Annotated in this window: 12 protein-coding genes, 1 tRNA gene and 1 pseudogene; 7 read left to right on the forward strand and 7 right to left on the reverse strand. The window is 41.0% G+C overall.

The features are described from left to right. Positions 1-323 precede the first annotated feature (323 nt). Positions 324-1,628: an aspartyl protease family protein gene (locus DW103_RS11500; RefSeq protein ID WP_122276252.1), complete on the reverse strand. Its 1,305-nt coding sequence runs from the start codon at positions 1,626-1,628 to the stop codon at positions 324-326. Between the two features lie 785 nt (positions 1,629-2,413). Between DW103_RS11500 and DW103_RS18470 the strand changes: the two genes are divergently transcribed. Both DW103_RS18470 and DW103_RS11510 read left to right on the forward strand, forming a co-directional pair. Next, entirely contained in the window at positions 2,414-2,791 is a 378-nt protein-coding gene (locus DW103_RS18470) for a histidine kinase dimerization/phospho-acceptor domain-containing protein (protein ID WP_255418459.1), read from the forward strand. After that, positions 2,745-2,996: pseudogene (locus DW103_RS11510) on the forward strand (winged helix-turn-helix domain-containing protein); the annotation flags it as partial. The gene DW103_RS18470 and the pseudogene DW103_RS11510, both read left to right, overlap by 47 nt. Before the next feature lie 22 nt (positions 2,997-3,018). Here DW103_RS11510 and DW103_RS11515 read toward each other — a convergent pair. From DW103_RS11515 to mltG, 5 genes are all read right to left on the reverse strand, one after another. Then, positions 3,019-3,807, reverse strand: coding sequence for a 4Fe-4S binding protein (locus DW103_RS11515; RefSeq protein ID WP_122276256.1), 789 nt, complete (start codon positions 3,805-3,807; stop codon positions 3,019-3,021). 6 nt (positions 3,808-3,813) lie between these two features. Then, a complete protein-coding gene (locus DW103_RS11520; RefSeq protein WP_122276258.1) occupies positions 3,814-4,323 on the reverse strand; it encodes a TlpA disulfide reductase family protein in 510 nt (169 codons plus the stop codon). A 17-nt stretch (positions 4,324-4,340) separates the two neighbouring features. Continuing rightward, positions 4,341-4,922: an indolepyruvate oxidoreductase subunit beta gene (locus DW103_RS11525; RefSeq protein WP_122276312.1), complete on the reverse strand. Its 582-nt coding sequence runs from the start codon at positions 4,920-4,922 to the stop codon at positions 4,341-4,343. Further along, a complete protein-coding gene (locus DW103_RS11530; RefSeq protein WP_122276260.1) occupies positions 4,919-6,517 on the reverse strand; it encodes a thiamine pyrophosphate-dependent enzyme in 1,599 nt (532 codons plus the stop codon). Before DW103_RS11530 ends, DW103_RS11525 begins: the two co-directional genes overlap by 4 nt. A gap of 120 nt (positions 6,518-6,637) precedes the next feature. Next, entirely contained in the window at positions 6,638-7,681 is a 1,044-nt protein-coding gene (gene mltG, locus DW103_RS11535; protein WP_122276262.1) for an endolytic transglycosylase MltG, read from the reverse strand. Positions 7,682-7,933: 252 nt separating this feature from the next. On the opposite strand from mltG, the gene DW103_RS11540 reads away from it, so the two are divergent. Further along, a tRNA-Ser gene (locus DW103_RS11540) sits at positions 7,934-8,020 on the forward strand. A 186-nt stretch (positions 8,021-8,206) separates the two neighbouring features. Then, a complete protein-coding gene (locus DW103_RS18060) occupies positions 8,207-8,386 on the forward strand; it encodes a hypothetical protein (RefSeq protein WP_147381205.1) in 180 nt (59 codons plus the stop codon). A 146-nt stretch (positions 8,387-8,532) separates the two neighbouring features. Here the strand turns inward: DW103_RS18060 and DW103_RS11545 are convergent, their stop codons facing one another. Further along, positions 8,533-11,103 carry a hypothetical protein gene (locus tag DW103_RS11545; protein WP_122276264.1) on the reverse strand — a complete coding sequence of 857 codons (2,571 nt, stop codon included), beginning with the start codon at positions 11,101-11,103 and terminating at the stop codon, positions 8,533-8,535. Positions 11,104-11,256: 153 nt separating this feature from the next. Between DW103_RS11545 and DW103_RS11550 the strand changes: the two genes are divergently transcribed. The 3 genes from DW103_RS11550 (at position 11,257) to DW103_RS11560 (ending at position 16,319) form a co-directional block, all read left to right on the forward strand. Then, positions 11,257-12,117: a pyridoxamine kinase gene (locus tag DW103_RS11550; RefSeq protein ID WP_122276266.1), complete on the forward strand. Its 861-nt coding sequence runs from the start codon at positions 11,257-11,259 to the stop codon at positions 12,115-12,117. A 55-nt stretch (positions 12,118-12,172) separates the two neighbouring features. Further along, on the forward strand, positions 12,173-13,114 hold the full coding sequence (locus tag DW103_RS11555; RefSeq protein WP_122276268.1) for a ketopantoate reductase family protein: 942 nt from the start codon (positions 12,173-12,175) through the stop codon (positions 13,112-13,114). A gap of 202 nt (positions 13,115-13,316) precedes the next feature. Then, positions 13,317-16,319, forward strand: coding sequence for an FAD-dependent oxidoreductase (locus DW103_RS11560; protein ID WP_122276270.1), 3,003 nt, complete (start codon positions 13,317-13,319; stop codon positions 16,317-16,319). The last annotated feature ends 11 nt before the right edge of the window (positions 16,320-16,330 follow it).

Genomic DNA, 16,330 nt, shown 5'->3' on the forward strand with positions numbered 1-16,330 from the left:
GGAAACCTTGTCGAGCCAGTAGCAAACAAGAATAAGTAGCATCTTAAGAAATAGTTTATACGGTGAAAGACAATAGTTTCCCATTATATTCAGGATAAAATAAAAGGGATTTCTTATCGAAAAAAACAGGCTGAATGATATGAAGGATACATTCAGCCTAATCATTCAGCGTAACTACCATATTAACAGATACTTACCTTGGCAATAAAGGTTGAAGGATGAAATTTGACAAAAACACATGTAGAGCTGAACTTTGAACTATAAATATAATAACAGTTTCAAAGCATATCCGCATGCTACAGCAAGGCAAAACGGATAAACAACTACTCAACAGATAGATATGTATTATCAAGATTAATAATTATCCGGTCAAATTGCTGAATAAAATCCATACCCAAAGAACCGGACTCTCCCTCTCTTGTCTGCAAAGACACTGCACTTACTTCAACAGGCATGTTCGGTATTTCAAAAGAGATATCGCCCACTCGCAAGGGAAATGACTTCAAACGGAACACTTCGTAACGACGGACTCCACCAAAACCTCCACTCGAAATTGTATCCTTAATGCCTGTTTGCTCGACAAATTGTTTGTGTTTATCGTAATAGGTACTGAACAAACTGGCCCGGACATCTCCCGTATCCAGAATAAAACGCAAACATTCGTCACCGGAAAAGGCTTTCAAGCGAATACCTCCGTCATAGAACCACAAATTACGTCCGTAAGCAGGAAGTGGAGATTTATTCACCGGAAAAACAATCCGTCCCTCCTTCGGATAAATATTCACTTCACCAACCAATCGCATAAAATCGGTTCCCAACACGGCATCCACCTGATATACAGTATCGACAGCCGGATTGGGGTTTGCGATAGTGACAAATGTATTTTTAAATGTAATATCCCCGATAGTCAAGCTATCCAGTATTCCGCCTTTTCCCATATCCGTGCCAATAGCACCTTGTATGAATAGTGAATCACGAACAATACGTACTCCCATATCTTCGGCAAAACGTTTGGATAAAAAAGTACTGCCGGCACCGGTATCGAATATGAACTTATATTCCTTACCATGTATCTGAACAGGAATAAACATCAAAACTCCTCTCCCAGCTTTCTCGATTGTCATCGGTACTTCCGTATCCTTACCCGGACGGGTTATCGAGGGAGCTGCTTCATTCCTGAGCACATTATAATAATCCGCAAGTTGCTGGTGAAAAGGGAAATCTTTGCGATTGGCAAACGACTCTATTTGATTCAGAAAACGATACAGGTCATCGGCACTCCGTGCATAACGACCGGTTTCCCCCAATAACTTCGACCGCAAGATAACCAAGCTGCTTACGTTGGGAAAACCTAAATCATCTTGATGGTGAGCCACCAAACTATCTATCAAATGTATAGTCTCTTCCGGCTTATTAAAATAAATTCCTATCATTACTTCCGACAGACCTTTTACTGCAACCGACTGAAGGCTGTCGGCCACTTTCGGATATTCTTCTTCCAGGCGGAACCAATCTCTTTGATTAATCAAATCGCCTATCAGCTGGTCGGCATCCTGAGCATGGATAAAGCAAGGGAATAATACAGGCAATGTCAAACCGAAAATTACAATTACATGTTTTATATTCATAATACTATTTATTGTTTGTTGTGCAACAAAAGTAGAAAGAAAAAGCAAACAAAATTATTACGCCTGTCAGATTACTGTTATTTAGTGTTACCATCAGAGGCAAAGGCTGAAATAGCCCTTATATTTGTAATATGAAATTACGGATGTGGCTCATACTAATCATTGTTTCTCTATCGGTTCTGGGGATATTCTTTTTTCAAGGTTATTGGCTTTGGAACAGCTTCCGGCTTGAAAAACAACAATTCAGGAATGTCATAAACGAGACTCTTCAACTGGCGATTAACGAGGACCTGTCCATCCGGTTGGGTGCGTTAGAAAAGGACACGACTCCGGGCGCTCCGCATGGCAGCATCGAATACCAGTTTTTTATGGATAGCACTTCTCACAAGACTTCTAATCTGACACCCCGGAAATATTATACCCGTACCCGTCTACAGACCCAAACACAGTCTGACAGCATAACTACTTTTCTGGACTATAAACCGGAAAATACCCCAATGATGCGAACAGCTTTCAAAGGTATCTGGCAAGCGATAAACTCTTTATCGCCGGTCAACATCGAAAAACTGGACAGCCTATGGTCTGTGCATCTTCGCCAAAAAGGCATCTATAATACACATTTTATCGACTTCACACTCGGAACAGATACGTTACTCGCCTCTTCCCTTGCGGAAGGTAGTAATCCGACTGACCTGATGCCTACTTATAAAATAGGAGTCAATGCAGACGACAGTATCGGCATGCAAGGTTTTATTATCGCACCAACGCAAGCCCTGTTCCGGGAGATGGGAACGTTGCTTTTGGCTTCCCTCCTGCTGATTATCATTACAACAACTAGTTACATCTACCTGATACGAACCATTCTCCGTCAAAAAACAATCGCACAAATCAAAAACGATTTCGTCAATAATATGACACATGAGCTAAAAACTCCGATAACTATCACTTATTCAGCCATCGATGCCTTGCAGACACTCCATTTCGTGAAACAGGAAAAGACACGCGATGAATATTTCACCCTCTGCCGCCAGCAACTCAAACATTTGTCCGGCTTGGTAGAAAAAATACTCAGCATGGCAATAGACGAACGTAAAAACTTCCGCTCATTACCCACATCAAAGTTTGCAAATCGGAGAACAAACAGAAACATTATCCCACCGTGAAGCCGAAATCCTACGCATGCTCTGTGAACACGTCAACGATGTATTACTCCGCAAGCCGGTTTTACTGGAATTATGGGGAGACGATAGTTTCTTCAATGCCCGTAGCATGGATGTATTTATCACCAAACTGCGAAAGAAATTGAAAGCCGACCCCTCGGTTCAGATTGTGAATATCCGGGGAGTCGGCTATAAGCTAATGGTATGATACTTCTAATAAAACGAATGTCTCAAATAAATAATTCCGGCTCGCGACGCGCACTGAAATTTTTATGCAACATAGCAGTGAAAGGCGTATCGAAAGTACGGGCGCCTTCGGGACATTCCTTTACACAGGCACAACACTTTATACATGTTGCCGGGTCACTGAACATCCGGTCATCCACGATAGAAATAGCGGCCACAGGACATACATCTATGCAATATTCGCACTGCGTACACAATTCTTCGCTTGTAACCGGAGCTTGCGGTGTAGACTGCCCTTTCACCTTATAAGGGAAATTACCTTTTATCTCTAACGGTTCCAACTCGGAAAGTGAAGAAAGACCGGACAATTTAGCCAGTACCTCATGTCCGAAATGAGCAGCTTTTAAATGGTCAGTGTCATCCGGACGTCCGGCCGCAATCGGCATATCCTTCCGGCTATAGGAATGTTCACCTATAAAAGCTCCAGCCGAAACAAGGACAAAACCTTGCGCGACTAACTTGTCAGACAATTCTTTCAAGGCATCCTCATAATCACGGTTCCCATAAACCACAACAGGGACTACCGGTGCTTGAAGACCGGAAAAAACACGAAGGCGTTCCATCGCTGTTTCCGACACTCGTCCCCCATAAACAGGAACCGCAACAACAGTAAGTTCATCTCCACGGATTTCGACAGTACTACCCGGAACTCCGTACGTAATATCAGACTCCGACAATATCTCAGGCTGCATGCCTTCGGCAATAGCATAAGCTGTCTTGGCTGAAGTATGCGTCGGAGAAAAATAAATCAAATGTACTTTCCTGTATTCCATAACTTTTTATTTTAATGCGCTCTGTATCTTCTCCATCAATTCGGCGAACTCTTTATCATCATAACCCTTGGTTGCATAAATAACTTTTCCGTTTTTATCCACCAAGTAGCTACGTGGTATCAGACTCTTTGCAAAAGCACCGAATATAGCCCGGTTTTTATCCGGATACAAAGGAAAAGTGAAACCTTTCTTTTTGTTATAATCGGCTAATTCCGCATCCGTATGTTCACGACCGATAACCAACAAGGCAAAATTCTTATTATCCTTATATTTCGGCCATAACGTTTTCTGCACTTCAGCAAGTTCCTTTTGGCAGGGAGGACACCAAGTAGCAAAAAAACTTACTAATACCACTTTCCCTTTCAATGAGGAAGAAGAAAGCTGCTGTCCATTGTCCGATACAATCGTAAAGGCCGGCATCTTCTGCCCTACTTTCACGATATCACCACTATCATCCTGAGCCTTTACCAGAAAAGCCAACAGAGCCAATAAACTAGCTAACACATACTTTTTCATATCGCTGACATTTTTAATTACTTTGTGCTATTTGCCACATCGTAACCGGCTTTCAAGGCTTTTAGATTCATTTCGACAACATCTTCTCCTTTACGGCCGAAAATACGACGGATACCTTCCGCTATTTTATCATATTCAATTCCGATAAAAGGAGCGGCTGCACCCAACATAACAATATTGGCAGCCCGAACGGAACCGATTTCTTTCGCGATGGCTTCCACATCAAGCACCACTTTATGCGGCAATTTATCCAATTCCTCATTCACCTTTTCTATTGACGGATAGTTCGGAATGTTAATAAACGGTTGCGAATTCGTAACCAACCATCCTTCCTTTTTCAAATAAGGCAGATAGCGAAGTGCTTCCATCGGTTCGAGCGATATAATCAAATCCGCATGTCCTTTCGGAATCAAATCGGATGCAATCGGCCGGTCGGAAAGGCGAAGGTTCGATTGTACATCTCCTCCACGCTGGCTCATTCCGTGTACTTCAGCCTGTTTCATATACAGACCTTCTTTTAATGCTGCTTCACCGATAACAGCGGCAATAGAAAGGATGCCTTGTCCTCCTACTCCGGATAATATAATATCTGCTCTCATTTCTTGCTTGCTTTTTTCTTTCTTGTTAATGTCTGGATACATTCGCGACGAGGTATCAGAACGGAGACTCCTTTATATTCTATCTCTTCACGGATAATATTTTTCATTTCTTCATAATTCTTCTTCAGAGGGACCATCACCCGAATGTGAGCCGGGTCCACACCGATACCGGCACAAATCGACTCCAGACGTCCGGTTCCGGCCGAGTCCTGGCCACCGGTCATGGCTGTTGTTTCATTATCGGAAATGACAATTGTTATATGGGTATTTTCATTCACACAATCCAACAAGCCGGTCATACCGGAGTGCGTAAAAGTTGAATCGCCAATCACGGAGATAGCCGGGAAAACGCCGCCGTCGGCCGCACCTTTTGCCATCGTGACAGAGGCCCCCATATCGATACAGGTATCAATGGCACGGAAAGGAGGCAATGCACCTAATGTATAACAACCGATATCACCAAACACTTTCGCTCCCTTATATTCGGCCAACACTTCATTTAGCGCTTCGTATACATCACGGTGTCCACAACCCTGGCATAATGCAGGCGGACGCTGTTCCACAACTTCCGGTGTAGCATAATAACCGGTTATTTCCTTACCCAATGCCTTGCCCACAGCATCCGGAGTCAATTCACCGTCACGCTGCAAAGTTCCATCCAAACGACCATGTACTTTCAGACACTGTCCGAGGAAACCTTTCAATTGCTCTTCCACCACGGGATAGCCCTCTTCCAAGACAAGGATTTCCTTACATTCACCGGTTATCTTTTCAACCATTTTCCGTGGCAACGGATACTGACTGATTTTTAATACCGGATGTTCGAAACCTTCCGGATAATTTTCCGATAGGTAATTGAAAGCAATGCCGGTCGCGATGATACCCAAATCTTTATTCGTGGCATCAAAATAGCGGTTATAAGCAGATTTCTCGGAAGATGCGGTAAACGCTTCCTGCGCAGCAATCAGGCTCTTAAAACGTTTACGGGCCAAAGCCGGAAGCAGGATAAAACGCTGCCGTCCGTCTCCCGGAGTATGCATTTCATTTTCAGCTTTCATTTCACGAGTTACTACTCCTGCACGCGAATGAGCCATACGGGTGGTAATACGGACAAGGATAGGATAACCCAGCTTTTCTGAAAGTTCGAAGCCTTCATATACCATATCATAAGCTTCCTGCTGGCTGGATGGTTCCAACATTGGAATCATGGCAAAGTTACCAAACAGACGATTATCTTGTTCATTTTGAGAAGAATGCATCGAAGGGTCGTCGGCCGAAATAATAATCATACCGCCATTGATACCGCTCATGGCAGCATTCATAAAACAGTCGGCAGCCACATTCAATCCCACATGCTTCATACAACAAAGGGCACGCTTTCCGGCATAACTCATACCTAAAGCTGCTTCCATTGCTGTTTTTTCATTTGCACTCCAACGACAGTGGATACCCCTCTCTTTTGCAACCGCCGAGCCTTGAATATACTCGGTTATCTCGGTCGAAGGGGTTCCCGGATAAGCATAAACACCGGACAAACCGGCATCAATAGCAGCTTGTGCGATTGCTTCATCTCCCAAAAATAGATGTTTTTCCATGTAATATTTATTTGTTTTTTAATGACTTTACGTGTTTGAAACTTACAAAGATAAAACTTTTACGGCAAAACGAAAAGGCTTCTCTCATTCTTATAGCAGAGAATGTATCCTTATACACTATCAACGTATTCCCCGGCGATTCAATTCAGCCCGGTACCAGGTGGCGTTCCGGTTATGCTCGGCCAGAGTCACCGCAAAATTATGGCGTCCGGAAAAATCTTCTTTCGCACACATATATAGATAATTATGTTGCATATAATTTAATACGGCGTTCAGGCCTTTGATTGTCGGAATACGCAACGGGCCGGGAGGTAATCCGGTATGCTTATATGTATTATACGGAGAATCTAGTTCCAGATGCTCAAACAGAATACGTTGCAGGGAAAAATCACCGACGGCGTACTTCACGGTCGGATCGGCCTGCAAAGGAATATCTTTATGCAAACGGTTCAAATACAAACCGGCAACAATCGGGAACTCGTCGACGGCAGCTGTCTCTTCCTCTACTATAGAGGCGAGGATGGAAACCTCAACCGGAGTCAAACCAATGGCTTTCGCTTTTTCCAGGCGAGCGGGTGTCCAATAGGCATCATACTCTTTTTTCATACGCTGCATAAGCTTCTCGGCAGAAATATTCCAGTATACTTCGTATGTATTGGGTATGAAGAGAGCATTCACCGTTTCGACGGTAAAGCCCAATGAACTACAATAAACGGAATCTGTAAGCAATGACAATAGCTCGTCTTCGCTAATCATCAATTGTTCACTTAGACGCTCAGCCAAATCTTTTTTGAAGCGAATATTATTAAATGTAATACGCGTAGCCGTTTGATGCCCGCGTCGCAAATCGTTCAATAAATCCAAGTTGCTTATCCCGGACCTTACAGCATAGCGCCCAGTCCGCATATTTGCCGGATATTTCAGCAAACCGGCTAACTGTTTAAACCCTTCGATATGCCTACATCCGGCAGAATCTTTCAGTTGCCTGCATAAGTCTGAAAAATCTTTATCACGGTCCACATATACATATACGGTCTCTTTCGGCAGAAAGTTCGGAGCAAACACCAAACGATATCCCCAACAACCGGCTCCCGCCAGCAGTATAACCAAAATAGAGAGTGCCCCTATAACTATTATGCGCTTAGACAACATCTTTTTGTTCATAATTGTCAATAATATACTGAATATCAGAAACGGTCACAAAAATACCACCTTTTTTCCAGAGATAAGGCGACTCAGCAGAACTTATTTACATCAATATTCCTTTAGAAGGAAGGAAAACACAAATCCTCTGATACCCAATCAGCTGCACACAAAGTATCATTTTTCTAAAAAATTATACACCAAAAGCTTTGTATATTCAGAAATATAGACATATCTTTGCAGCGCAATTCAGGAATGAAGCGCGAAACCCAAGGAAGTGTGGGTGAGTGGCTGAAACCACCAGTTTGCTAAACTGACGTACGGGTAACTGTACCGGGGGTTCGAATCCCCCCGCTTCCGCAGCTAAAATACTGTAAATCAAAAGGCTTTACTTCAAAGGTAAAGCCTTTTTTGTGTTATAAACAATGCTTTATAACATATAACGTACACAGTAAAAACAGGGCTTTTTCTGCTATGTTTGCTATAAAAATTACAAATAATTTACAGCTATGGCAGCATTTGGAATCGTAATTAGAGGAAAAAGGAATGATGGTTTTTACCCTGTCTACATCCGCTTTTCACACGGTTCGAGGACGGTATCGTATCATTCATAGCATACTCCTTTCGTTCAACGAACGTGAAACGAAAAAAATACGAACATGGAACGCAAAAAATACGTTCGATGCTTTTGCGCTCAACGAACGTAAAACGAAAGAGAGGCAATAAGCTTTGACAGACATGATAGTAGAAAACATCCATAACAAACAATGTTTTCATTTTTATCGACCGTATCTACCCGCAAACTTTTGTCATGTTAGACACATGACAAATCGTATGAAGTTTTCCACCTAATAATTAAATAAGTCAGGAAATCATTCAGGATTCCGGTATACGCCAATCAGACCTTGCGACGAAACTGTTTCCGCACTGATTTTAAATTTCCGGCACCGGCTATTATTATAAAAATGAACATTGACTTTACCTTCTGCATCTGGGAATACCGAAGGATTCCAATATAAAGTACGACGATAATCCTTTTCGGAAGGAAGTTGTGAATAGTCCGGACTATAAAATTCTTTCACCTCACTATAGCCATCCAACCAAGTCTTTCTTATCCCCTTACCTGCTTTTGCCGGTATCTTCCCTTCCGGGTACGTTTCTATAAACACAACACAACGATACATACTACTCAGCTCAAGAGGTGAATATTTAGGATCTGCATATTTACAAATTGCCGACAAATCCTCATTTATATATATGGACTTAATGGCATCGAGACCTATCGTCTTATAATTATTATTACCTATTTCCGTATCCGCTGTCGTTCTATAATTGATAACAAAAAGTGGAGTTTTTCCCTTATATAATATATATCTCCCCTCAACAAACGAAAAATTTTTATTTATATTCAATAATAACTCATGAATATCATCACCCACGTATTTACCCCTATCTTTAATATCATCCAATTCCGAATGAACATCATAATAGGCTATTGATTTCGAGCGATTTTCATATATCTCGTTTTCTTTCGAATTTTTTTCAGCTGTAACAATCACTTCATCCAATTGATGGACTTTCTTATCAATACTAAGACTATTCAAAGAATCCTCATATACAGAATGTATTTCCTCTACGTTTTTTTCCAGAGAATCTATTTTTACCATTTGTTCTGATTCAGCTTTCTCTGTATCCGCAATACGAACCTGCATCTCGGCTAACGGATACCTTCGGGGTTTAGGGGCAAAAAGACGGTCTAAAATAATCCGGTAATCCTTTTTCTTATTTTTCTTAGACACTGACAATATCATATTCCATTTTCCATATACGTCTGAAACAAAAGAAAATCGTCCTAAACTATCTGTCACAAAAAATTTTATTAAGTCTACAGCATCCTTTTCCTCTTCACCCCTCTTTAGTAAAAATGAAGAAACTTCAACACCAGGCTTGGGGAGTCCTAAGACAAAGGATACTACTTTCCCTTGCACTTCTATGCCTTGTTCCGGACTATACTTCAACTTGAAAGGTTCGGTTCCGATTGCCTGTTCCCATGAATAACGCCGCCAACCTTGCACCATCAAAAGCAAGTCGAGTGCCTTGCGATGCAGAGAATCATCAGATTCAAAATAATAAGAAGGATTGTGGACATATCCTTTGATATCAGATGTCAGCAAAAGTTCTGTCAGGATATTATGATTATATTCCACCTCATCCGCCCCATCTCTTACGGACAAAGAGAACGGAACCTGAAACGGATTTTCAAATTGATTCGTTATGGAAAATTTCATATCGACTAATTCATAAGGTTGATAATCATCTTTCTCGTTTTCAAGCCTTATATTCAAATACTCATCTTTGTTCACGAAGACTAAACGTTCACTCAGTTTTTTTCCACTGTCATCAAACAATACAATCTGAGAAACACCAGCCGGAAACTTCGTTTTATCAACATTAAAACAAACCGCTTCATCACCGGAAATATCCAAAAGATAAAAACCCTGTAATCCATTTCTGCAAAAGACCGCCAGTCCCAATATTCCGGCAGGAGTATTTTTATTCCTCTGTAAAACTATTCCAATACTATCGGTTGACGATATATTATCTACCGTCAAAACAAATCCTTCCGATAAAGCGGGAGGCAAATCAAACTGATACTTCTTACCATTATATTCTACGACAGCTTTTTCCCCACGCTCAGATGGAACATAAGTAAAGACTCCACGCCCATTATGCACTGTCGAAAAACCAGAAACCTCCTCTTTCTCCTTATTGACAATCATACCGTTGATTTCCATCGGGTTGCCTGATGCGTCCGTAGCTTCAAAAGCGACCTGTGAAGCCACCCCTTGAACTAAATTTCCTCCTTCCGGAAAAAACTTCAAATTGAGCTTTTTCTCTTTTAGAGGTTTTTCCCGTCCCATCGGATAATTGCCGGTTCCATATTTTTGCATTCTTTTTTCATCAAAGTCTCCCTTCCTCCGAGGTCTGTCAAAAACTGGCAACAACCTCGAAAAGATTGCATCTTCACCAAAATTCAACATATATTTCGTATAAGCCCGAATTTCATAAAAGCCGGAATAAAAAGGTAATTGATTTAATGTAAAATCCCCATGGCACTGTCCGTCTTCTATTTTTAATATCCGCTTATCAAGAAGTTCGCCTCCGGGATTCAACAGTTCCACATACAACGTTTTACTCAATTCGACCGGTTGCTCCAGTCCGGAATTTGTAATATAACATTTGAACCATATATCATCTCCCTGATAATAGCTTGTGTTATCAAGATGCAAATAAACTTTTTCCCGGGGAATATATTTAAGAAAGTTATCTACTGTATAAGCATAATCCGTCAGTCGGTTTATCAAGCTATCAGAGTTTTGTCCTGACATTTCAAAACAGAAGAACATATAAAAGAGAAAATATATTATTTTACAAACTCTCATGCGTATAGCCCCTGATTTCAAATACACAAAGATATGTATTCCATGACATATTCCGAATAAAAGACAGCCGGATTTTTTCGTTTCACTGAAAACGTTTAAGCAATGTCTATTGTTATAGATAGAAAACGATTATAAATGTAATAGACTGAATCGATGAAAAATAAAGAACATCAAAAAAGAATCGCTGCCATACACGACCTTTCCGGATTTGGAAAATGCTCTTTAACGGTTGCACTCCCCATATTGTCTGCAGCTGGAATTGAAACCTGCGCCTTACCAACGGCCGTTCTTTCCACACATACTGGCGGAATCAGCGGATATACTTACCGGGACTTGACTGCAGACATGCGTCCTTTCATACAACACTGGAAATCCTTAAACATCAAATTTGATGCGATATACAGCGGTTTCTTAGGTTCTTTTGAACAACTTGAGATTGTAAAAGAATTTTTCGATACGTTCAAAACCAAAGACAACCTGATTTTAGTTGACCCGGTAATGGCTGACAATGGAGAGTTATACCGAATATTCAAACCTGAATTTGCTCAAGGAATGAGAAGCCTATGTAAAAAAGCAGATATCATTGTTCCCAATCTGACCGAAGCCGCCCTATTATTAAACGAGCCTTATCATCCGGGGCCTTATACACAAGCATATATTGAAAACATTTTAAAAAAGTTAAGTCGTTTAGGACCGGAAAAAGTTGTATTAACCGGAGTTTATTTGAAAGAAGAAGAATTGGGTGCTGCCACCTACGATTATAAGACCGGTATAATCGAATTTGTCCTTACCCAAAAGATACCCGGCTATTATCACGGAACAGGCGATATTTTCGCAAGTGCCCTTCTTTCCGCCCTTCTAAATAATTTCAGTCTGAATGAGGCGGCACAAATTGCTGTAAATTTTACAGCTGACAGTATACGAAGGACCTACAAGGCTAAAACGGACTACCGCTTCGGTGTAAACTTCGAGCAATGCATACCGGATTTCCTGAAAGAACTTAAACTTGTATAGCTGATTTTTATTTTTCATCTTTGTACTTTATAGAATATACAACAATAATAAGAATATGAGTAAAACTAAAATAGCAATTTCCGGTATCGGAGCCGTAGGAGGTTTCTATGGCGGATTATTGGCTGCCCGTTACAAAAATTCCGAAAAAACGGAAGTTTACTTTATTTCCCGGGGTGAGAATCTACAAAAAATAAAAGAAAACGGATTAGAAATAAAAAATACATTCCTGACAATTAGAGCAAATCCAAAATTGGCAACGGACAACCCTGTAGAAATAGGTCCGGTCGATTATCTGTTCTGTTGTACCAAAAGTTATGATTTGGAAGAAAACATAGCACAATTAGCTCCCGTCATCGGTCCGGATACTATCATTATCCCTTTGCTAAACGGTGTTGACATATCTGAAAGAATACAGAAAATATTACCCAACAATGAGGTTTGGAAAGGTTGTGTATATATTGGCTCCCGTTTGGTAAAACCCGGCAGAGTCGAAAAATTCACAATGAAGGAGCGTCTTTACTTCGGTAGCAAAGATGGCAATAAAGCCCGCCAACAAACTTTGCGGGAAATATTATCCAATGCTCGTATCCAGTCTATCAATCCGGAAAACATCGACTTCGAAATATGGAAAAAGTTTTTCATGATTTCAACGGTAGCCACTATAACTTCCTATTTCAATGAGACAATCGACAATATTATTGAAAATCACATTGACTTGCTTATCACTTTAGGATACGAACTAAAAAGTGTGGCAGAGTCAAAAGGTATTCACTTTCCGGACAATTATGTATTTACATCTATTGATTCACAAAAGATGATGCCCAATCATTCGACCACTTCCATGCACAGTGATTTTCAACGTGGTAACCGTACGGAAGTAGAAACATTGACCGGATACGTTGTCCGTACGGCTCAAGAGGCCGGCATAAAAGTCCCGACATACCAATTCATGTACCGGGGCTTAACGGAATTTCCTTACCCTAAAAGGATAGATTGAATATAGCAAGGAAGTTTTAATATTAATGACATTCGCAACAACAGTTACCATAGGTAAGTGATACTTTAATTCTTTTTATTTTCTTATTTTTGTACAAAAACTAAAATGTACATCCCCGGATATTCATTTTATTTGATACAAAACAATTATGAAAACGCTTGACCGATGTTGAGCAATTAATATAAATTAAAGTTTTCTTACCATGGTTACACGAAGAGATTTTTTCAAAATAACGGCTGCAAGTGGAGCTTTAGCCTCATTAGGTAGCGTCAGTGAAGCAAAAACCGTTATGCAAACGGTTGTTCCTAACGAAAACTTTTGTCATGAAAACCCACGTAAAATCCCTGTAATTGCAGAAGTAGACATTGTTGTTGCAGGAGGAAGTGCCCGAGCCATCGCTGCGGCAGTCGCCGCAGCAAGAGCTGGTAGCCGTGTTTATTTGATTGGTTATATGCCTTATCCGGGAGAAGATATATGCGGTTCTCATCTCTACGAACGAGAAGCTGATGAAAAACCGCAAACAGCTCTTGCGTATAAATTATTTCCAGGGGAAAATTATCCCACCCCTCTTCATGTAAAAAAAACGTTGGAAGATGAATTAATTGACAATAATATCCAATTTCTCTATAGTAGTTATGTAACGAATGCCCTAATAGATTCGACAGGAAAACCTGCAGGAGTGGTAATCGCGAATCGTTCAGGAAGACAAGCTATTCGCTGTAAAGCAATCATTGATGCAACCACAAACGCATCTGTCGCGATGTTATTCGGTACAGAACATACCCCCTTCACCCCCGGCATGCAGGAATTTAATTATACTGTAGTGGGAAATTCCCCGAAAGAAGCAAAAGAAATTGTCCATATAAAAGAATTTCTCCAACCCATAAAAGTTGGAGAAAAAAGTTATCCGGTCACGCGTTATACTTTCCAATTGCCGATAAAAGACAATTCTTACGCTTCGTTGGCGGAAGCAGAACAAATAATCCGCAATCTTACATGGGATATTGAACAAGTAGACAGTTCGGATTTACTTTGGTATATTCCCAGACAAACAATTATTAGTGAACATGCATATCATGGAGAACCGACATCTATTCGCCAATTGCCGATGCAAGCCTTCAAATCGAAGAATATTTCAAACATCTGGGTTCTAGGACCTTGCGCAGAAATACCGAGAAAAGTTGCAGCAAAATTGATGCGTCCGGTTCCTTCCTTATTTATCGGTGAAATACTGGGTGAATATATTGCTAAACAAACAAATGATTTATCCATACCTTCAGAAGTATCCGTCCGACAACCTCAAGTAAATGCTTCAAACTATGGAGAAATAAAGGAATTGCTCTCTTCTTTACGTCCCAATTTGCAAAAAGGATTCGTAGACTCGCCTTCGGGTGCACTTCCGGTATTGGGTAGCTATGATGTAGTTGTGATGGGAGGTGGTACAGCCGGTGCTTCCGCCGGAATATCCGCTGCCAAACAAGGGGCTAATACATTGGTTCTTGAATATTTACACGGTTTGGGAGGTTTAAGTACACTCGGTATGATTGGTGTCTATTGGGATGGTTTCCGGGGAGGATATACCTCCCATATAGATAAAAGCGTTCTTGAAATGGCACCTAAAGATCATCCGCGGCAACCTAAGGGGGAAGGACATTTTCCTGCAGACTGGAAAATGGAATGGCTTCGCAAAGAATTGCTGTCGTCCGGAGGCAAGCTATGGTTCGGCGTCTTAGGTTGTGGAGCGCTAACGGATGGGAATCAAGTAAAGGGAGTGATAGTAGCGACTCCTTATGGTAGAGGTGTTATTTTATCCAAAGTATTGATAGACAGTACCGGCAGTGCTGATATTGCCATTGCGGCAGGTGCATCATTCGACTATACAGGAAAGAAAACATTAGCCGTACAAGGTGCCGGAACCGGTAAGTGGGCCCCTGGAGATTATTACAATAATAATGATTGGCTATTTGTTGACGACACGGATATACTGGATGTATCACGTGCATTCATTCAAGCTAAAACAAAATTACAAGGACAATATGATTTGGTAAAAATACCGCAAACCCGTGAACGCCGCAGAATTATAGGCGACTACATCATCACTGTTTATGATGTAATTAATCACCGTCGATATTCCGACACGATTTCATACCATAAAAGTTCATTTGATACACATGGTATGATAATAGATCCGTTCTTCATTTTAAATCCCCCTGAACAACGGCACACGATTTATGATGCAGATGTTCCTTTACGTTGCCTTCTCCCCAAAGGTTTGGAAGGAATTTTAACAACCGGTCTGGGAGCAAGTGCCCATCGTGACGCAATGCCTGTTATTCGTATGCAACCTTGTTTACAAAATCAAGGATACGCAGTTGGTTATCTTTCAGCTTTGTGTATAAAAGAAAATAAATCACTTCGTAAAATCGATATAAAAAAAGTACAACGTCATCTGGTAAAAATCGGCAATCTGCCTGAACGGGTTTTGACAGACAAGGAATTTAAGGGTTTTAGTAATTCTGAAATGAAAAAGGCTCTTGCCAGTGTTACAGATAATTACAAAGGATTAGAAATCTTATTAACTGATAGGGAACATTGCCTTCAATTGCTAAGCAAGCAGATAAGCCAAACTTCTATTCCGGAAGAAAAAATAATTCTTGCCAGCATTCTTTGCATTTTAGGTGATAAAAAACAAACATCCATATTGGCAGACGCAATCCGCAGGCAGACAAAATGGGATAAAGGTTGGCATTATACCGGAATGGGGCAGTTCGGCATGTCTCTCAGCCGCTTGGACGCATTAATCACAGCTTTAGGTAATGCTCGTGACATTTCAACTTTACCCGTCATACTCGACAAAGCCAAAATGCTGGAACCGGAAGATTATTTTTCTCATTTCCGTGCCATTGCGATGGCTACAGAAGCAATCGGAAATAAGGAAGCAATTCCTACACTCACCGCCATGTTAACAACTCCCGGAGTTCGTTTCCATTCCATCAGTTCGTATGCCGAAGCACGCAGTAAGGCCGTCCCCGATTTAGATGACACATCAACTCGTAACTTAGCACTAAAAGAACTGCATCTTGCAAGAGCTCTTTACCTCTGCGGAGATCAGGACGGCATAGGAGAAGAAGTTCTATGTCGATATGCAAACGGCTTACAGGGCCATTATGCCCGTTATGCAATTGAAATACTAAATAGCAAATAATTGGATTCATA

This window comes from Parabacteroides sp. AM08-6 (genome assembly GCF_003473295.1).
Lineage (GTDB): Bacteria > Bacteroidota > Bacteroidia > Bacteroidales > Tannerellaceae > Parabacteroides.